Below are 18,285 nucleotides of genomic sequence, written 5' to 3' on the forward strand. Positions count from 1 at the left end.
GTGCCACCTGCTACCAAATCAAGCCGTATCTCCTTCGAAAGTACCATTCGGTGATGCCGGGGCTGGTGGTTAACTCGGTACGTCGGAATCATCCGGCCTCCCTTAATAACAAGAGGATTGACCCATGTGGACTAAACCCGCCTTCACCGATATGCGCATTGGCTTCGAAGTCACCATGTACTTCGCCAACCGCTGAGTGTTCCGCCCCGGTTCTCCGGGGCTCCAACTCCTGGGGAGACTGTACCGATGTTCGTACGGATTCTGGGTTCGGCCGCCGGTGGTGGCTTTCCTCAATGGAACTGCAATTGCCGCAATTGCCGTGGCGTGCGTTCCGGGCAACTGAATGCCAGCCCGCGCAGCCAGTCTTCCATCGCGATCAGTGACACGGGCGAGCAGTGGATTCTCTGCAACGCCTCGCCGGACATTCGCAGCCAGCTTGAGTCCTTCTCGGCCTTGCAGCCGGCGCGCAGGCTGCGCGATACGGCTATCGGTGGGATCATCCTGCTCGACAGCCAGATCGACCACACCACCGGGCTGCTCACGTTGCGCGAAGGCTGCCCGCACGATGTCTGGTGCACCGAGATGGTCCACCAGGACCTGACGACAGGCTTTCCGCTGTTCAATATGCTCAGCCACTGGAATGGTGGCCTGAGGCACAAGACGATTTCGCTGGACGGTACCTTCGAGGTGCCGGCTTGCCCTGGACTGAGTATCCGTGCCATTCCCTTGCTCAGTTCCGCGCCACCGTATTCGCCTCACCGCAACGATCCTCATCCGGGCGACAACATCGGCCTGCTTATCGAGGATCGCCACACCGGTGGGCGTCTGTTCTATGCGCCTGGCCTTGGGCAGATCACTGCCGAGGTGTTGCTGGCGATGGCGCAGGCCGATTGCCTGCTGGTGGATGGCACCCTCTGGCGCGACGATGAAATGCGTGTGTGTGAGGTGGGCGACAAGCTCGGAAGCGAGATGGGCCACCTGCCGCAGAGCGGCCCGGGCGGCATGATCGAGGTGTTCGAAGGCTTCCCTGAGCAGCGCAAGATTCTTATCCATATCAACAATACCAATCCGATCCTCGACGAGGATTCGCCCGAGCGTACGCAACTGCGGGAGCGGCAGATCGAGGTCGCCTGGGACGGTATGAATATCGAGCTGTAATCCGCTGCCTTTATTACAACGACAATAAAAGGTTATGCCATGAATCAGCCGGCAATGAGCCACGAGGAATTCGAGCAGGCGTTGCGCGCCAAGGGCGCCTACTACCATATCCACCATCCCTATCACCGCGCCATGTATGAAGGGCGCGCGACTCGTGAACAGATACAGGGCTGGGTCGCCAATCGCTTCTACTATCAGGTCTGCATCCCGATGAAGGATGCGGCGATCATGGCCAACTGCCCTGATCGAGACACCCGGCGCGAATGGATACAGCGCATCCTCGACCATGATGGCGAGCCGGGAGAAGAGGGCGGTATCGAAGCCTGGCTGCGCCTGGCGGAAGCCGTGGGGCTCGATCGGCAGCAGGTGCTGTCCGAAGAGCTGGTTCTGCCGGGGGTGCGTTTCGCCGTCGATGCCTATGTCAATTTCGCCCGTCGGGCCAACTGGCAGGAAGCGGCCAGCAGTTCCCTGACCGAGTTGTTCGCGCCGCATATCCACCAGTCCCGGCTCGACAGCTGGCCGCAGCACTATCCCTGGATCGACGCCAGCGGCTACGACTACTTTCGCAAGCGTCTGAAGGAAGCGCGGCGTGACGTCGAGCACGGCCTGCGCATCACCCTCGACCACTACCGTACCCGCGACGCCCAGGAGCGCATGCTGCAGATCCTGCAATTCAAGCTGGACGTGCTCTGGAGCATGCTCGATGCCATGAGTATGGCCTATGAACTGGAGCGTCCGCCTTATCACAGTGTGACGAACGAGCGTGTCTGGCACCGCGGAGGCTTGCTATGAGCCTGCCCACACAGGATGCCGTACCACGTATTCGCCGTGGTTTTCGCCTGCAATGGGAGCCCGTGCAGGATTGCCACGTGCTGCTCTACCCGGAAGGCATGATCAAGCTGAATGCGAGCGCGGGGGAAATACTCCTGCACGTGGATGGCCAGCGCGACATCGCGGCCATCATCACCGAACTCGAACGCCGATACCCCGATATTCCGGGTGTGGACGAAGATATCCTGGCGTTTCTGGAGATTGCCCATGCACAGCTGTGGATCGAGTTTCAGCAAGCCGGGGCATGAGCCGGGGCCACCGATGTGGCTGCTGGCCGAGCTCACCTACCGCTGCCCGTTGCAATGCCCGTATTGCTCCAATCCGCTGGATTTCGCGCGCAACAAGCAGGAGTTGACCACGGAGCAGTGGATCGAGGTCTTCCGCCAGTCGCGGGCGCTCGGGGCTGCCCAACTGGGTTTTTCCGGTGGGGAGCCGCTGGTACGTCAAGACCTGGCCATCCTGATCCGTGCCGCGCGCGACCTGGGTTACTACACCAACCTGATCACCTCCGGCATTGGCCTGACCGAGGAAAAGATCGCCTCCTTCAGCGAGGCCGGGTTGGACCATATCCAGATCAGCTTCCAGGCAGCCGACGAAGAGGTGAACAACCTGCTGGCCGGCTCGAAGAAGGCCTTCGCACAGAAGCTGGCAATGGCGCGGGCGGTCAAGGCCCATGGTTATCCGATGGTGCTCAACTTCGTCACCCATCGGCACAACATCGACAACATCGACCGCATCATCGAATTGTGCGTAGAACTGGAGGCGGACTTCGTCGAGCTGGCCACCTGTCAGTTCTATGGCTGGGCCGAGCTGAACCGGGCCGGACTGCTGCCGAGCAAGGCGCAATTGGTGCGTGCCGAGGCCATCACCAACCAGTGGCGGGAAAAGCTCGCGGCGCAGAACCATCCCTGCAAACTGATCTTCGTCACGCCCGACTACTACGAGGAGAGACCGAAGGCCTGCATGAACGGCTGGGGCAACCTCTTCCTCGACATTACCCCGGACGGCACGGCCTTGCCTTGCCACAGCGCGCGCCAATTACCGGTGGAGTTTCCCAGCGTGCTGACCCATAGCATCGAATACATCTGGCGACATTCCTTCGGGTTCAACCGCTTCCGGGGGGATGACTGGATGCCGGAACCCTGCCGCAATTGCGATGAGAAGCATAGGGACTTCGGCGGTTGCCGATGTCAGGCCTTCATGCTGACCGGTGACGCGAGCAATGCCGACCCGGTCTGCAGCAAGTCGGCCGATCACGGCAAGATACTGGCCGCCCGACGCCAGGCGGAGGAGGCGCCGGGAGCAATGACCGAGTTGACCTTCCGTAACGAGCGAGCTTCGCGGCTGATCGCCAAGGCCTGAGGTCCGGCAGGCTGGTGGACGACGTTTCCAGCTTGCCGTTTTCCACCTCGGTAGTGGCGAGCGCTCTGCCATGCGGCCTGGAGTCATGGTTGAATTTTGATCCAAGCAAATTCTTAAAAGTTATTTATAGAATATTTTTTATTCTTTTATCTTCTCCATAAGGTCCGCCGGGCCGAGACCCACGGTTTATGGAGAATCCGATATGACACTGAGAAAGCTGTTCGTTGCGGGGGCCCTCGCAATCATCACCACTGGTCCTGCCTGGGCCAGCGATTACCTGGTCGACACCGACTGGGTGGAAAAGAACATCGACAATCCCAAAGTGCGGATCATCGAAGTCAGCGTGAACCCTGGTGTCTTCGAGCGGGGGCATATTCCGGGGGCGGTCAACCTCAACTGGCACACCGATCTGGTCGATACGGTGAACCGTGACATCGCTTCGCGTGAGCAACTGCAGGCCTTGCTGCGCAAGGCCGGCGTATCCAAGGACACCACCACTATCCTCTACGGCGACAGCAACAACTGGTTCGCTGCCTGGGGCGCCTGGGTGTTCGACGTCTACCAGATCGACAACGTCAAGCTGCTGGATGGCGGGCGCAAGAAGTGGGAGGACGAAAAGCGTCCGCTCGCCAGTGTGGCCAAGACCTACAAGGCCGGTGACGTGACCCTGGCCGAGGCTGACAAATCCCTGCGTGCCTTCCTTCCGGATGTCGTTGCGGCGGCGAAGAAAGAGGCGGACGTTGCGCTGATCGACATTCGTGGTCCGGACGAGTACAGCGGCAAGCTGTTCGCCGCTCCAGGCTTCCAGGAGCTGGCGATCCGTGCCGGGCATGTACCGGGCGCTGTGAACGTACCCTGGGGGCAGGCTGTGGCCGAGGATGGCACCTTCAAGTCCAAGGAAGAGTTGAAGAAACTCTACGCTTCCAAGGGTGTGGACGGCTCCAAGCCCATCATCACCTACTGCCGTATCGGCGAGCGCTCCAGTCATACCTGGTTCGCGCTGAGCAAGATTCTCGGCTATGACGTTCGTAACTACGATGGCTCCTGGACCGAATACGGCAACTCGGTCGGCGTACCCATCACCAACCTGGCCGGGACCGTCTGGGGTAATCAATAAGTCATCACCTTCGATGCCGTGCGCCACTCTATAAAGTGGCGCACGGCTTTTTCATGACTGGAGTCCATGGATGACCCTCGATACAGGTTTCAAACGGCTACCGGTATTTGCCGGTGCCTCGATCCTTTCCTTGTTGCTGCTGGCGGGGTGGTACCTGGATGATGGCTCCCATGAGGGGCGATTGCTCGGGTTATCCCTGGTCCTTGGCGGCACCTTCGGTTGGGTACTGCAACGCTCGCGGTTCTGCTTCTTCTGTATCTCCCGTGAATATCTGGAAGAGCGGGATGGGCGCGGGCTACTCGGATTGGTTGCGGCTCTGGCGGTGGGGTTGGTTGGTTACCATGCGGTCTTTGGTGCTTTCCTGCCTGAGCCGGTGGCGGGGCGTTTGCCTCCTGGGGCGCATATCGGCCCTGTCAGTTATGTGCTAGCGCTGGCTGCTCTGGTGTTTGGCATCGGTATGTCGGTTTCTGGCTCTTGCATCAGTGCCCACTTATATAGAGTGGGCGAGGGCTCCATCGCTTCGCTGGCTGCTCTGGTTGGTGCGCTTTTGGGTTTTATCCTGGGGTTTCTGAGCTGGAATGGGTTGTACCTGAGTGTCATACAGGCCTCGCCGGTCATCTGGCTGCCGCATTCGCTGGGGTATGCGGGCTCCCTGTTATTGCAACTGGCGGTGCTTGCCGTGATTGCCTGGTGGCTCTCCAGGGGGGCGTTGCCTGTGCCGGATCAGGCTACTCCTGGGGCGGTTCGTTCCTTGCCGGAGCGCCTGCTGCGCTCACGCTGGCCGGTCTGGTGTGGTGGGCTGCTGGTCGCTTTTATCGGCACCATCGCTTACCTGCGGGTCGCGCCTCTGGGCGTGACGGCCGAGCTGGGGAGCATTGCACGCACCCTGGCGACAGGGCAGGGCTGGTTGCCCGAGCGTCTGCATGGGCTGGATGGATTCCGCGGCTGCGCGACCGTGATCAAGGAAAGCCTGCTGTCGAACAACGGCGTCTTCATCGCTGCGCTGGTGCTGGCTTCGTTCGGCAGTGCGTTGATTGCCGGGGATTTCCGTCCGCGCTGGCCGGGTGTTGCCGAAGCAGTGCGTAACCTGTCGGGAGGCATCCTGATGGGGTGGGGGGCGATGGTTGGCCTTGGGTGTACTGTAGGAACCCTGCTTTCAGGGATCATGGCTGGGGCCCTGTCTGGCTGGCTGTTCGCGTTGTTCTGCTTCGTCGGCTTGTGGCTCGGACTCAAGGGGCGACGCCGTTTCGAAGCGATTTCGACGAAAGCATGAAATAAGGGTTGACGCTGTTTTCTGAGCCCCTATAATGCGCACCACTTCCGGCGCGGTAGCGAAGGAAAAGCTTTTACAGATCAACGAGTTACGTTAGGTTTGAATGGTTTTTCCGGTGTGTCGAAGTGGTCGATTCGATAGCTGAATCGAGGCGAGAAAAGCGGTTGACAGTTCGGTGACGGTCTGTAGAATTCGCCTCCCGCTTCAAGCTGGATCGAAGCGCAAGGGGTTGAGAAGAAACGAAAAGTTCTTCAAAAACAACTTGACAGGTAGCAAGGCTGCTGTAGAATGCGCGGCCTCGGTTGAGACGAAAGACTTGATCGAAACGCTCTTTAACAACTTGAATCAAGCAATTCGTGTGGGTGCTTGTGAATGTAAGACTGATAGTCACCAGATTATCAGCATCACAAGTAACACTCGTTAATTTGAGAGTTTTTTGCGATTGCTGAGCTAAAATTTGAATCCTTCGGGGTTCTAGCAGTATTGAACTGAAGAGTTTGATCATGGCTCAGATTGAACGCTGGCGGCAGGCCTAACACATGCAAGTCGAGCGGTAGAGAGGAGCTTGCTTCTCTTGAGAGCGGCGGACGGGTGAGTAATGCCTAGGAATCTGCCTGTTAGTGGGGGATAACTCGGGGAAACTCGAGCTAATACCGCATACGTCCTACGGGAGAAAGTGGGGGATCTTCGGACCTCACGCTAACAGATGAGCCTAGGTCGGATTAGCTAGTTGGTAGGGTAAAGGCCTACCAAGGCTACGATCCGTAACTGGTCTGAGAGGATGATCAGTCACACTGGAACTGAGACACGGTCCAGACTCCTACGGGAGGCAGCAGTGGGGAATATTGGACAATGGGCGCAAGCCTGATCCAGCCATGCCGCGTGTGTGAAGAAGGTCTTAGGATTGTAAAGCACTTTAAGTTGGGAGGAAGGGCTTCAAGTTAATACCTTGGAGTTTTGACGTTACCGACAGAATAAGCACCGGCTAACTTCGTGCCAGCAGCCGCGGTAATACGAAGGGTGCAAGCGTTAATCGGAATTACTGGGCGTAAAGCGCGCGTAGGTGGTTTTGTAAGTTGGAAGTGAAAGCCCCGGGCTCAACCTGGGAACTGCTTTCAAAACTGCAAAGCTAGAGTATGGCAGAGGGTGGTGGAATTTCCTGTGTAGCGGTGAAATGCGTAGATATAGGAAGGAACACCAGTGGCGAAGGCGACCACCTGGGCTACTACTGACACTGAGGTGCGAAAGCGTGGGGAGCAAACAGGATTAGATACCCTGGTAGTCCACGCCGTAAACGATGTCGACTAGCCGTTGGGATCCTTGAGATCTTAGTGGCGCAGCTAACGCATTAAGTCGACCGCCTGGGGAGTACGGCCGCAAGGTTAAAACTCAAATGAATTGACGGGGGCCCGCACAAGCGGTGGAGCATGTGGTTTAATTCGAAGCAACGCGAAGAACCTTACCTGGCCTTGACATGCTGAGAACTTTCCAGAGATGGATTGGTGCCTTCGGGAACTCAGACACAGGTGCTGCATGGCTGTCGTCAGCTCGTGTCGTGAGATGTTGGGTTAAGTCCCGTAACGAGCGCAACCCTTGTCCTCAGTTACCAGCACTTCGGGTGGGCACTTTGAGGAGACTGCCGGTGACAAACCGGAGGAAGGTGGGGATGACGTCAAGTCATCATGGCCCTTACGGCCAGGGCTACACACGTGCTACAATGGTCGGTACAAAGGGTTGCCAAGCCGCGAGGTGGAGCTAATCCCATAAAACCGATCGTAGTCCGGATCGCAGTCTGCAACTCGACTGCGTGAAGTCGGAATCGCTAGTAATCGTGAATCAGAATGTCACGGTGAATACGTTCCCGGGCCTTGTACACACCGCCCGTCACACCATGGGAGTGGGTTGCACCAGAAGTAGCTAGTCTAACCTTCGGGAGGACGGTTACCACGGTGTGATTCATGACTGGGGTGAAGTCGTAACAAGGTAGCCGTAGGGGAACCTGCGGCTGGATCACCTCCTTAATCGACGACATCAGCTTCGTCATAAGCACCTACACGAATTGCTTGATTCACTTGCGAAAAGCGATTGGGTTTAGACCCGAGAGTAAGACGATTGGGTCTGTAGCTCAGTTGGTTAGAGCGCACCCCTGATAAGGGTGAGGTCGGCAGTTCGAATCTGCCCAGACCCACCAATTGTCAAGGGTCGTGGCCAGTCAGTAGATGGGGCCATAGCTCAGCTGGGAGAGCGCCTGCTTTGCACGCAGGAGGTCAGGAGTTCGATCCTCCTTGGCTCCACCATTCACTCTGAAATCGCTGAAAGCTCAGAACTGAGCGCCACTCGAAGCCGCAAGGTGGGAAGGGTGTTGAGTTCTGGACTTTGCGCCAGAACTGTTCTTTAAAAATTTGGGTATGTGATAGAAGTAAGACTGACTGATTGTTTTCACTGACAATCAGTTTGGTCAAGGTAAAATTTGTAGTTCTCAAGACGCAAATTTTCGGCGAATGTCGTCTTCACGTTCGAGATCGTAACCAGATTGCTTGGGGTTATATGGTCAAGTGAAGAAGCGCATACGGTGGATGCCTTGGCAGTCAGAGGCGATGAAAGACGTTGTAGCCTGCGATAAGCTTCGGGGAGTCGGCAAACAGACTTTGATCCGGAGATCTCTGAATGGGGGAACCCACCCAGCATAAGCTGGGTATCATGCACTGAATACATAGGTGTATGAGGCGAACCAGGGGAACTGAAACATCTAAGTACCCTGAGGAAAAGAAATCAACCGAGATTCCCTTAGTAGTGGCGAGCGAACGGGGATTAGCCCTTAAGTTGATTTGAGATTAGTGGAAGGCTCTGGAAAGTGCCGCCATAGTGGGTGATAGCCCCGTACACGAAAATCTCTTATCAATGAAATCGAGTAGGACGGAGCACGAGAAACTTTGTCTGAATATGGGGGGACCATCCTCCAAGGCTAAATACTACTGACTGACCGATAGTGAACCAGTACCGTGAGGGAAAGGCGAAAAGAACCCCGGAGAGGGGAGTGAAATAGAACCTGAAACCGTATGCGTACAAGCAGTGGGAGCCTACTTTGTTAGGTGACTGCGTACCTTTTGTATAATGGGTCAGCGACTTATTTTCAGTGGCGAGCTTAACCGAATAGGGGAGGCGTAGCGAAAGCGAGTCTTAATAGGGCGTTTAGTCGCTGGGAATAGACCCGAAACCGGGCGATCTATCCATGGGCAGGTTGAAGGTTGGGTAACACTAACTGGAGGACCGAACCGACTACCGTTGAAAAGTTAGCGGATGACCTGTGGATCGGAGTGAAAGGCTAATCAAGCTCGGAGATAGCTGGTTCTCCTCGAAAGCTATTTAGGTAGCGCCTCGTGTATCACTGCTGGGGGTAGAGCACTGTTTCGGCTAGGGGGTCATCCCGACTTACCAAACCGATGCAAACTCCGAATACCGGCAAGTGTCAGCACGGGAGACACACGGCGGGTGCTAACGTCCGTCGTGAAAAGGGAAACAACCCAGACCGTCAGCTAAGGTCCCAAAGTCATGGTTAAGTGGGAAACGATGTGGGAAGGCTTAGACAGCTAGGAGGTTGGCTTAGAAGCAGCCATCCTTTAAAGAAAGCGTAATAGCTCACTAGTCGAGTCGGCCTGCGCGGAAGATGTAACGGGGCTCAAACCATGCACCGAAGCTACGGGTTCAACGTAAGTTGAGCGGTAGAGGAGCGTTCTGTAAGCCTGTGAAGGTGAGTTGAGAAGCTTGCTGGAGGTATCAGAAGTGCGAATGCTGACATGAGTAACGACAATGCGAGTGAAAAACTCGCACGCCGAAAGACCAAGGGTTCCTGCGCAACGTTAATCGACGCAGGGTGAGTCGGTCCCTAAGGCGAGGCTGAAGAGCGTAGTCGATGGGAAACGGGTTAATATTCCCGTACTTCTGGTTACTGCGATGGGGGGACGGAGAAGGTTAGGCCAGCTTGGCGTTGGTTGTCCAAGTTTAAGGTGGTAGGCAGGTTTCTTAGGTAAATCCGGGAAATCAATGCCGAGAACTGATGACGAGCTTTCTTTTAGAAAGTGAAGTGGTTGATACCATGCTTCCAGGAAAAGCCTCTAAGCTTCAGGTAATCAGGAACCGTACCCCAAACCGACACAGGTGGTTGGGTAGAGAATACCAAGGCGCTTGAGAGAACTCGGGTGAAGGAACTAGGCAAAATGGCACCGTAACTTCGGGAGAAGGTGCGCCGGTGAGGGTGAAGTATTTACTACGTAAGCCTTTGCTGGTCGAAGATACCAGGCCGCTGCGACTGTTTATTAAAAACACAGCACTCTGCAAACACGAAAGTGGACGTATAGGGTGTGACGCCTGCCCGGTGCCGGAAGGTTAATTGATGGGGTTAGCGCAAGCGAAGCTCTTGATCGAAGCCCCGGTAAACGGCGGCCGTAACTATAACGGTCCTAAGGTAGCGAAATTCCTTGTCGGGTAAGTTCCGACCTGCACGAATGGCGTAACGATGGCGGCGCTGTCTCCACCCGAGACTCAGTGAAATTGAAATCGCTGTGAAGATGCAGTGTATCCGCGGCTAGACGGAAAGACCCCGTGAACCTTTACTATAGCTTTGCACTGGACTTTGAGTTTACTTGTGTAGGATAGGTGGGAGGCTTTGAAGCGTGGACGCCAGTTCGCGTGGAGCCAACCTTGAAATACCACCCTGGTAACCTTGAGGTTCTAACTCTGGTCCGTTATCCGGATCGAGGACAGTGTATGGTGGGTAGTTTGACTGGGGCGGTCTCCTCCTAAAGAGTAACGGAGGAGTACGAAGGTGCGCTCAGACCGGTCGGAAATCGGTCGTAGAGTATAAAGGCAAAAGCGCGCTTGACTGCGAGACAGACACGTCGAGCAGGTACGAAAGTAGGTCTTAGTGATCCGGTGGTTCTGTATGGAAGGGCCATCGCTCAACGGATAAAAGGTACTCCGGGGATAACAGGCTGATACCGCCCAAGAGTTCATATCGACGGCGGTGTTTGGCACCTCGATGTCGGCTCATCACATCCTGGGGCTGAAGCCGGTCCCAAGGGTATGGCTGTTCGCCATTTAAAGTGGTACGCGAGCTGGGTTTAGAACGTCGTGAGACAGTTCGGTCCCTATCTGCCGTGGACGTTTGAGATTTGAGAGGGGCTGCTCCTAGTACGAGAGGACCGGAGTGGACGAACCTCTGGTGTTCCGGTTGTCACGCCAGTGGCATTGCCGGGTAGCTATGTTCGGGAGAGATAACCGCTGAAAGCATCTAAGCGGGAAACTTGCCTCAAGATGAGATCTCACTGGAGCCTTGAGCTCCCTGAAGGGCCGTCGAAGACTACGACGTTGATAGGCTGGGTGTGTAAGCGTTGTGAGGCGTTGAGCTAACCAGTACTAATTGCCCGTGAGGCTTGACCATATAACACCCAAACAATCTGCTGCACAGCAGAGGGTGTCGAAGGTAAAGTCGACAAACCGAAAGTTTGCAAGAGCACTACAAAGCATTACCATAGACATCACATACCCAATTCGCTGTAGCGGCTAAACCCCGAGACAGCAACCGAATTGCTTGACGACCATAGAGCGTTGGAACCACCTGATCCCATCCCGAACTCAGTAGTGAAACGACGCATCGCCGATGGTAGTGTGGAGTTTCTCCATGTGAGAGTAGGTCATCGTCAAGCTTCTAATCAAACCCCCCGGTCCTAATGGATCGGGGGGTTTGTCTTTGCAATGAGAAAAATATGCCAAGGTGATGGCCCGCTCAAGCGCGGCTGTCCCGCACAGACGTTGAAAGACATGGGATTAAAAAGCGGTTTTCACCGAGTGCTGTTATCCGGAGAATAGTCGGAAATATTAGGAAGCACTTGATCAGCAAGTGCACTCCAAAGGGCGCTCTGGGAATGTAATGGAAACAATCACTCTTGTTCTGATCATGTTCATCGCGGTCTTCTTCAGCAGCATGCTGGTCCGCGTATTACCTGTGCCACTGCCGTTGCCTCTGATGCAGATCGCGTTGGGAACCTGCATCGGCATGGCTTCCAGCTGGCGGCTCGAGCTGAATCCAGAGATATTCTTTCTGCTGTTTCTGCCTCCTTTGTTGTTTCTGGATGGCTGGCAGATTCCCAAGGAGGGGTTGTTTCGAGACAAGGGGACAATCCTGGCCCTGGCCCTTGGCCTGGTCGTGATGACGGTGCTGGGGGCCGGTTATTTCATTCATTGGTTGATTCCCTCCATGCCCCTGGCTGTCGCTTTTGCGCTGGCGGCGGTTATTTCTCCAACCGACCCTGTCGCGCTTTCCGCGATTGCTGCGCGAGTACCGGTGCCGAAACGGTTGATGCATATTCTGGAGGGCGAGTCCCTGCTGAATGATGCATCAGGCCTGGTCTGCTTGCGGTTTGCCGTTGCGGCGGCCCTGACCGGAACCTTCGCCCTCGGCGATGCTGTTCTTACCTTTGGGCAACTGGCTCTGGGAGGCATCGCCATCGGTGTTGTCGTGACCTGGGGTTTGTCACGCGGGACGATCTGGCTGGCTCGGCGTTTCGGTGAAGAGCCGGGTGCGCAGATTCTGATGAGTCTGCTGATACCGTTCTTCGTCTATCTGATTGCCGAGCATCTGCATTGCTCGGGGATTCTTGCCGCTGTGGCGGCTGGTATCACCATGAGTTACAGCGAACTGACCGGGAAGGCGCTTGCGATCACCCGTATTCGTCGCTCTGCGGTCTGGGACATGCTGCAGTTTGCACTCAATGGCCTGATTTTCGTGCTGCTGGGCGAGCAACTGCCAGGGATCATTGCCGGTGCCAGTCAAGTTGTGAGTGAGACGGGGCATCACGATCCTGTCTGGTTGATCGCTTATGTGCTGATCATCAACCTGGCGTTGGGTGTCCTGCGTTTTCTCTGGGTGTGGGTGTCGATTCGCTTCACGCTGTTCGGCGGAGGGCAGATGTATGCCCAGAGCCCACGTGCGACCTTGCGTGTCGCTGCCGCCACATCGGTGGCGGGTGTCCGTGGTGCGATTACTCTGGCGGGTGTTCTCACACTGCCATTGCTGCTGGCGGACGGCACGGCCTTCCCGGTCCGTGACCTGGCCATTCTGCTGGCGGCGGGGGTGATCATTGTGTCCTTGATCGTTGCCAGTATCGGTATGCCATGGCTATTGAAAGGGCTGGATGTGCCGGATGAGCCTCAGCAGCGAGCAGAGGAGGACAAGGCGCGTATTCTTGCTGCCGAGGCGGCCATACGCGCTATCGAGAAGGCGCAGCACGCCATGAGCAAGAATCAGCAGGATGTAGACCTGTACGTCGAGGCGGCGGCTCGGGTCAGCGATCTGTATCGCTACCGCATCGATCGGCGCTCGGACCATGGCGAGGCCCAGGCACAGTTCGATGTCACCTTCGAGATCGAACAGCAACTGCGCCAGGTCGGGTTGCGCGCCGAACGTGATGAGCTGTTCCGCCTCGCGAGGGAAGATCATCTCGACGAGGATCTGGCGCGCCGTCTGATTCGTGAGATCGATCTTCAGGATGCGCAGATGTTGCGGTGAACCGGCCCTCTCAGCGCTCCTTCTGTGCCGCACTGACGCCTTCCAGCGTGGCGAAGGAGGTGTCCTTGGCGGTCAGCAGGAAGTCGCGCATGAAGGGTGAATCCAGCATGTCCGTGCGTATGCCGGCAAACAGGGTCGCGATCAGGCCTTTCTCGCCCAGGCGCTTGGCGGTGACATAGTTGCGTACGCTGTACTCGTGCAGGGCCCAGTTGGGTACACAGCAGACACCACGGCCTGAAGCGACCAGTTGCATCATCATTACTGTCAGTTCAGACGTGCGGATCTGTGCGGGTTCGACATCGGCAGGTTCGAGAAAGCGCGTGAAAATATCCAGTCGGTCGCGCTCGACCGGGTAGGTGATCAGGGTTTCGCTGGCCAGGTCTTCCGGGCGGACGTAGGGCTGCTCCGCCAGTGGGTGCTGGTTGGCGATAGCCAGCATGGCTTCGTAGGTGAACAGTGGCACATAGGTGATGCCGCTCAACTCGATGGGGTCTGACGTCACGACGAGGTCGAGGTCGCCACGGGCGAGGGCCGGCAACGGTGCGAAGGAGAAGCCCGAGGCCAGGTCGAGTTCGACTTCCGGCCAGGCATTGCGGAACTGGTCGATCGTGGGCATCAGCCACTGGAAGCAACTGTGACATTCGATTGCCATGTGCAGACGTCCCGCCGTGCCGCCGGCCAGGCGTGCCAGGTCGCGTTCTGCGCTGCGCAACTGGGGCAGTACGTCATCGGCCAATTGCAACAGGCGCAGGCCTGCGCTGGTGAAGCGCACGGGGCGAGTCTTGCGCACGAACAGTGGTTGTCCCAGGCGTTCTTCCAGCTCCTTGAATTGGTGCGAAAGTGCCGACTGCGTCAGGTGCAAGCGCTCGGCTGCCTCGACCAGGCTGTTGGTTTCCCTCAAGGCATGAAGTGTTTTCAGGTGACGGATTTCCAGCATGAAAGCTCCTGGACAGCTGATGGCCGTAATCCGAGGATTCTGCCTGAATATTCAGTTTTTAGCATGAATACACTTCATCTTGTGAACGCAGGGCTCTGGCGAAGCGTCATGCGCCGGTGCAGGTAGTCTTCCAGGCTCTGGTGCAGGGCGGGAGCATGCAGTCCCAGTTTGCTGCGGCGCCAGAGGATGTCTTCTGCTGTCATGGCCCATTCCTGTTCCATGAGGTATTCCACCTCGCAAGCATATAGATCGCCCCCCAGGTGTTCGCCCAGTTCGGCAAGCTCACAGGCAGACGCCAGCAGGCGCCAGGCACGGCTGCCGTAACTCCAGGCCCAGCGATGAGCCAGTGAGTGCGGCAGCCAGGGCGAGTGTTCGAGCAGCTCGATGGCCAGTGCATGGGGATCGTCATGATCGCCGCCAGGAAGAGGGAGAGTTGCACTGTTTCCGTCTGGCAAGTCTGTGAACCAGGGTTTGAGCTTTTCGAGTGCGTTGACGGCGAGCATGCGATAGGTCGTCAGCTTGCCACCGAATATCGACAGCAGAGGCGCATGGCCCTGGCTGTCCGCATCGAGTTGCAGGTGGTAATCCCGGGTCGCTTCGGATGCCTTCCCTTGCCGCTCCGCCAGCAGCGGGCGAACGCCGGAGAAGCAATACAGGATGTCTTCACGGCACAATTGCCGCTTGAAGTAACTGTTGCTGATGCCGAGGAGGTAGTCGATTTCATCGTCGCTGATACGCACTTCGGACGCATCCTGACGGTAGTCACGATCGGTGGTGCCGATCAGGGTGAAGTCACGTTGGTAAGGGATGGCGAAGACGATACGACGGTCCTCATGTTGCAGGATGTAGGCCTGCTCGCCCTCATGCAGGCGAGGGACGATCAGGTGGCTGCCCTGTACCAGCCGCAGCGCGTGCAGCGACTCCAGCCCGAGCCTGCCGGTGATGACCTCCATGGCCCAGGGGCCTGCCGCGTTCACCAGGGCGCTGGCTCTTATCGAATAGCGACTGCCATCGGCCCGCTCCAGATGCAGGTGCCACAGGCCACGACTGCGATGCGCGCTCAGGCAACGGGTACGGGTGTGGACATGGGCGCCCTGTTCCCTGGCCGCAATGGCGTTGAGGACGACCAGGCGTGAGTCGTCCACCGTGCAATCGGAGTATTCGAAGCCCTGGGTGATGTCACCCAGCAGCGGCCCCTCGGCATCGCAGCGGATATGCCTGGAGGGGGCCAGTGTCTGGCGTTTGCCCAGGTGATCGTAGAGGAACAGGCCCAGGCGAATCAGCCAGGCGCTGCGCAAATGCGGACGGTGAGGGAGGATGAAGCGCAGCGGACGAACCAGATGTGGCGCCTTGCGCATGAGGATCTCACGTTCGGCCAGGGCTTCGCGGACCAGCCGCCATTCGCCATGCTCCAGGTAGCGCAAACCGCCATGGATAAGCTTGCTGCTGGCCGACGAGGTATGGCTGGCGAGGTCGTCGCGTTCGCACAGGTAGGTGCTCAATCCGCGACTGGACGCCTCGGCAGCTATGCCCGTTCCGTTGATGCCGCCACCGATCACTGCCAGGTCGTAGACTTCCGAGATAGGTGCCTGATTTTCCATGGGTATGAGCATCCGACCGGTTTTTTCGCTAAGGTACAGCCTTCGTCGTTTCACTTCATCCGCAGCCATGACTCCCGCCATCGATCTTCTGAAAAAGCAGCGTGCGGAACACCGCATCCACAGTTACGAACATGATCCCAAGTCCGCGTCCTATGGATTGGAGGCCGCCGAGAAACTGGGGTTGGAGCCTGGGCGTGTATTCAAGACGCTGCTGGCCAGCAGCGAGCGCCATGAGTTGCTGGTGGCGGTGGTACCCGTGGCCGGTACGCTGGACCTGAAAGCCCTGGCGCAGGCGGCCGGGGTCAGGCGGGTGGAGATGGCCGATCCACAACTGGCACAGCGCACCACGGGCTACCTGGTTGGCGGCATCAGCCCTCTGGGACAGAAGAAGCGTCTGCGCACCTTTATCGACGTCTCGGCCCAGGCACTGCCCAGCATGTATGTCAGTGCCGGGCGGCGTGGCCTGGAGGTCGAACTGTCGGCCGCGACCCTGGCCGAGCAGACGTCCGCCACTTTCGCCAGTATTGGCCGGGCGGCCTCATAGCGGTGGCAGGTTGCTGTCCAGTTCAGTGGCGTAGATACCGGGGATATGCATGTCGCTCTGTCCCAGCGAGGGGCCTTCCAACTGGGGCTGAGTGACCCAGGTGAGGATGTCGTAGTAGCGGCGAATGTTGGCGACGAAGTGCACCGGCTCCCCGCCACGGGCGTAGCCATAGCGAGTCTTGCTGTACCACTGCTTCTGTGCCAGGCGAGGCAGCATCTGTTTCACATCCAGCCATTTGTTCGGATCGAGGCCTTCCGCTGCGGCCAGCTTGCGGGCATCGTCCAGATGGCCGCCGCCGACGTTGTAGGCTGCCAGCGCGAACCAGGTGCGGTCCGGCTCTTCGATCTCTTCGGGCAGGCCCTGGTGGATTTTCAGCAGGTACTTGCCGCCGCCGCGGATACTCTGGGCCGGGTCGAGGCGGTCGCTCACACCCATGGCCCGGGCGGTACGCAAGGTGAGCATCATCAGGCCGCGCACACCGGTCTTCGACGTCGCATCCGGTAGCCAGTGGGACTCCTGGTAGCTGATCGCGGCCAGTAGCCGCCAGTCCACGCCGAATTCCCTGGCGGTCGAGTGAAACAGTTTCTCGTAGCGAGGCAGACGTTGTTGCAGGTGCTGGGCGAAGGCATAGGCGCCGACATAACCCAGCATGTCCACGTGGCCGTAGTAGCGCTCGCGCAGGCGCTTCAGGGTGCCGTTCTTCTCTGCTTCTTCCAGAAAGGCATTGGCGGCGTCGATCAGGCTGCGGTCGTCACCCTTGGCGAACATCCAGGTCAGACTGTTCTGCTCACCGAGGTCGAAGGCACTGCGCACGTTGCTGAAATAGACCTGGTTCATCGACAGCTCGTTGGACTCGACCAGGGTCAGGTCGATCTGGCCTTCATCGACCATTCTCAACAGGTCGACCACCTCGACCGCGTCGGATTCCTCGTAGCGCAGGTTGGGGAGTTGTGCGCGGAGGGCTTCCAGTTTTTCCGACTGACTGCTGCCCTTGAGGACCAGGATTCGTTTGCCGACCAAATCTTCCGAACGTGTGGGGCGAGGGTTGCCCTTGCGATAGATGACCTGTGTGACGACGTCCAGATAGGGGTGGCCAAAGCGCACCTGTTCTTCGCGCCCCGTGCTGGCCACCAGGCCGGCGGCAGCCATGTCCGGGCCGCCGGGGCGGTTGAGTCGTGAGAAGATTTCCTCGAGGTTCTCGGCGGTTTCGATCTTCAGTTCTACACCGATATGGCTGGCGAAGCGCTGGACCAGTTCGAACTCGAACCCGGCCTCGCCGTTGCGATCCTGGAAATAGGTCGACGGGCTGTTGCGGGTGATCACATGCAATACGCCGTCTTCCCGAATCTGTTGGAGCTGGCTGGGTTTTTCAGCGCAACTGCCGAGCGTCAGGACCAGGCCCGCTGCGAACAGCCAGCGGGCACAGCGCGTGCGGAGTGGGGTATGGGCAAACATCGGTGCAGTATACGCAAAGCCCAGGATGCTCAATATATCGACAGCGCTCTTGCGCTCTGTTAGGGATTCTCCCATCCGGTTTCCGGTGGTGGTGAAAGCGGCGTTCTTCATGCAAGCTTTGCCGCCCTGTGATGGCCCTGAGAAATGAGCGGAGCATGAGCGAGCGTCAAGAAAAACCCTGGTTCGTCTATCTGGTACGGGCAGCCAATGGGGCCTTGTATTGCGGTATCAGTGACGATGTGGCTCGGCGTTTTGCTGCTCATTGCAGTGGGCGTGGCGCACGTTTCTTTCATTCCAGTCCGGCGGTGGCCCTGGTGTACGTGGAAACCTGCGCCGACAAGAGCGGCGCATTGCGCAGGGAGAGGGCCATCAAGCAATTGAAGAAGGTCGCCAAGGAAGGGCTGGTGCAGGCCTGGGCTCACCAGGCCCGTGCCGTCTGA

General features: G+C 57.8%; 13 protein-coding genes, 2 tRNA genes and 3 rRNA genes. 15 read left to right on the forward strand and 3 right to left on the reverse strand.

All coding sequences use genetic code 11. From position 1 onward, the window contains the following. Nucleotides 1-124: 124 nt before the first annotated feature. From pqqA to HW090_RS16950, 13 genes are all read left to right on the forward strand, one after another. Nucleotides 125-196, forward strand: a complete 72-nt coding sequence (pqqA, locus tag HW090_RS16890; RefSeq protein ID WP_003284930.1) for a pyrroloquinoline quinone precursor peptide PqqA — start codon at nucleotides 125-127, stop codon at nucleotides 194-196. A gap of 50 nt (nucleotides 197-246) precedes the next feature. Then, the gene (pqqB, locus tag HW090_RS16895) at nucleotides 247-1,158 is read left to right on the forward strand and encodes a pyrroloquinoline quinone biosynthesis protein PqqB (protein WP_179114621.1); all 912 of its coding nucleotides are present in this window, start codon (nucleotides 247-249) and stop codon (nucleotides 1,156-1,158) included. A gap of 39 nt (nucleotides 1,159-1,197) precedes the next feature. Next, a complete protein-coding gene (gene pqqC, locus HW090_RS16900) occupies nucleotides 1,198-1,950 on the forward strand; it encodes a pyrroloquinoline-quinone synthase PqqC (RefSeq protein ID WP_179114622.1) in 753 nt (250 codons plus the stop codon). Then, on the forward strand, nucleotides 1,947-2,237 hold the full coding sequence (pqqD, locus tag HW090_RS16905; RefSeq protein WP_179114623.1) for a pyrroloquinoline quinone biosynthesis peptide chaperone PqqD: 291 nt from the start codon (nucleotides 1,947-1,949) through the stop codon (nucleotides 2,235-2,237). Before pqqC ends, pqqD begins: the two co-directional genes overlap by 4 nt. Further along, entirely contained in the window at nucleotides 2,197-3,351 is a 1,155-nt protein-coding gene (pqqE, locus tag HW090_RS16910) for a pyrroloquinoline quinone biosynthesis protein PqqE (RefSeq protein WP_179114624.1), read from the forward strand. The genes pqqD and pqqE overlap by 41 nt, the downstream gene beginning before the upstream one ends. A gap of 202 nt (nucleotides 3,352-3,553) precedes the next feature. Next, on the forward strand, nucleotides 3,554-4,468 hold the full coding sequence (locus HW090_RS16915; protein ID WP_179114625.1) for a sulfurtransferase: 915 nt from the start codon (nucleotides 3,554-3,556) through the stop codon (nucleotides 4,466-4,468). A gap of 70 nt (nucleotides 4,469-4,538) precedes the next feature. Continuing rightward, complete coding sequence (locus HW090_RS16920; RefSeq protein WP_179114626.1) at nucleotides 4,539-5,741, forward strand: YeeE/YedE family protein; 1,203 nt, start codon at nucleotides 4,539-4,541, stop codon at nucleotides 5,739-5,741. A 485-nt stretch (nucleotides 5,742-6,226) separates the two neighbouring features. Further along, nucleotides 6,227-7,762, forward strand: a 16S ribosomal RNA gene (locus HW090_RS16925). A 93-nt stretch (nucleotides 7,763-7,855) separates the two neighbouring features. Beyond that, nucleotides 7,856-7,932: transfer RNA gene (locus tag HW090_RS16930), tRNA-Ile, on the forward strand. A 30-nt stretch (nucleotides 7,933-7,962) separates the two neighbouring features. Then, nucleotides 7,963-8,038, forward strand: a tRNA-Ala gene (locus HW090_RS16935). 252 nt (nucleotides 8,039-8,290) lie between these two features. Next, nucleotides 8,291-11,181 (forward strand): 23S ribosomal RNA (locus tag HW090_RS16940). Between the two features lie 149 nt (nucleotides 11,182-11,330). After that, nucleotides 11,331-11,446: ribosomal RNA gene (gene rrf / locus HW090_RS16945) — 5S ribosomal RNA — on the forward strand. The 16S, 23S and 5S rRNA genes sit together here with 2 tRNA genes alongside, the layout of an rRNA operon. Nucleotides 11,447-11,670: 224 nt before the next feature. Next, nucleotides 11,671-13,308 (forward strand): Na+/H+ antiporter, encoded by a 1,638-nt coding sequence (locus tag HW090_RS16950; protein WP_179114627.1) that lies wholly within the window; start codon nucleotides 11,671-11,673, stop codon nucleotides 13,306-13,308. Nucleotides 13,309-13,318: 10 nt separating this feature from the next. Here the strand turns inward: HW090_RS16950 and metR are convergent, their stop codons facing one another. Then, nucleotides 13,319-14,245 carry a transcriptional regulator MetR gene (gene metR / locus HW090_RS16955; protein WP_179114628.1) on the reverse strand — a complete coding sequence of 309 codons (927 nt, stop codon included), beginning with the start codon at nucleotides 14,243-14,245 and terminating at the stop codon, nucleotides 13,319-13,321. 74 nt (nucleotides 14,246-14,319) lie between these two features. After that, nucleotides 14,320-15,846, reverse strand: a complete 1,527-nt coding sequence (glpD, locus tag HW090_RS16960) for a glycerol-3-phosphate dehydrogenase (RefSeq protein WP_179114629.1) — start codon at nucleotides 15,844-15,846, stop codon at nucleotides 14,320-14,322. A 67-nt stretch (nucleotides 15,847-15,913) separates the two neighbouring features. On the opposite strand from glpD, the gene ybaK reads away from it, so the two are divergent. Then, nucleotides 15,914-16,390, forward strand: coding sequence for a Cys-tRNA(Pro) deacylase (ybaK, locus tag HW090_RS16965; protein WP_179114630.1), 477 nt, complete (start codon nucleotides 15,914-15,916; stop codon nucleotides 16,388-16,390). Here the strand turns inward: ybaK and mltF are convergent. Then, nucleotides 16,385-17,845, reverse strand: coding sequence for a membrane-bound lytic murein transglycosylase MltF (mltF, locus tag HW090_RS16970; RefSeq protein ID WP_179114948.1), 1,461 nt, complete (start codon nucleotides 17,843-17,845; stop codon nucleotides 16,385-16,387). The genes ybaK and mltF overlap by 6 nt on opposite strands. Before the next feature lie 155 nt (nucleotides 17,846-18,000). Here mltF and HW090_RS16975 point away from each other — a divergent pair, with 155 nt between their 5' ends. Next, nucleotides 18,001-18,285, forward strand: a complete 285-nt coding sequence (locus tag HW090_RS16975; protein ID WP_179114631.1) for a GIY-YIG nuclease family protein — start codon at nucleotides 18,001-18,003, stop codon at nucleotides 18,283-18,285.

The sequence above is a fragment of the Pseudomonas sp. ABC1 genome (assembly GCF_013395055.1).
In the GTDB taxonomy this organism is placed as follows: domain Bacteria; phylum Pseudomonadota; class Gammaproteobacteria; order Pseudomonadales; family Pseudomonadaceae; genus Stutzerimonas.

Bases quoted from the DNA above. Each gene is read 5' to 3' on its own strand.
- pqqB (WP_179114621.1), top strand. From the start codon at position 247: ATGTTCGTACGGATTCTGGGTTCGGCCGCCGGTGGTGGCTTTCCTCAA.
- pqqC (WP_179114622.1), top strand. From the start codon at position 1,198: ATGAATCAGCCGGCAATGAGCCACGAGGAATTCGAGCAGGCGTTGCGC.
- pqqD (WP_179114623.1), top strand. From the start codon at position 1,947: ATGAGCCTGCCCACACAGGATGCCGTACCACGTATTCGCCGTGGTTTT.
- pqqE (WP_179114624.1), top strand. From the start codon at position 2,197: ATGCACAGCTGTGGATCGAGTTTCAGCAAGCCGGGGCATGAGCCGGGG.
- HW090_RS16915 (WP_179114625.1), top strand. From the start codon at position 3,554: ATGACACTGAGAAAGCTGTTCGTTGCGGGGGCCCTCGCAATCATCACC.
- HW090_RS16920 (WP_179114626.1), top strand. From the start codon at position 4,539: ATGACCCTCGATACAGGTTTCAAACGGCTACCGGTATTTGCCGGTGCC.
- HW090_RS16950 (WP_179114627.1), top strand. From the start codon at position 11,671: ATGGAAACAATCACTCTTGTTCTGATCATGTTCATCGCGGTCTTCTTC.
- metR (WP_179114628.1), bottom strand. From the start codon at position 14,245: ATGCTGGAAATCCGTCACCTGAAAACACTTCATGCCTTGAGGGAAACC.
- glpD (WP_179114629.1), bottom strand. From the start codon at position 15,846: ATGGAAAATCAGGCACCTATCTCGGAAGTCTACGACCTGGCAGTGATC.
- ybaK (WP_179114630.1), top strand. From the start codon at position 15,914: ATGACTCCCGCCATCGATCTTCTGAAAAAGCAGCGTGCGGAACACCGC.
- mltF (WP_179114948.1), bottom strand. From the start codon at position 17,845: ATGTTTGCCCATACCCCACTCCGCACGCGCTGTGCCCGCTGGCTGTTC.
- HW090_RS16975 (WP_179114631.1), top strand. From the start codon at position 18,001: ATGAGCGAGCGTCAAGAAAAACCCTGGTTCGTCTATCTGGTACGGGCA.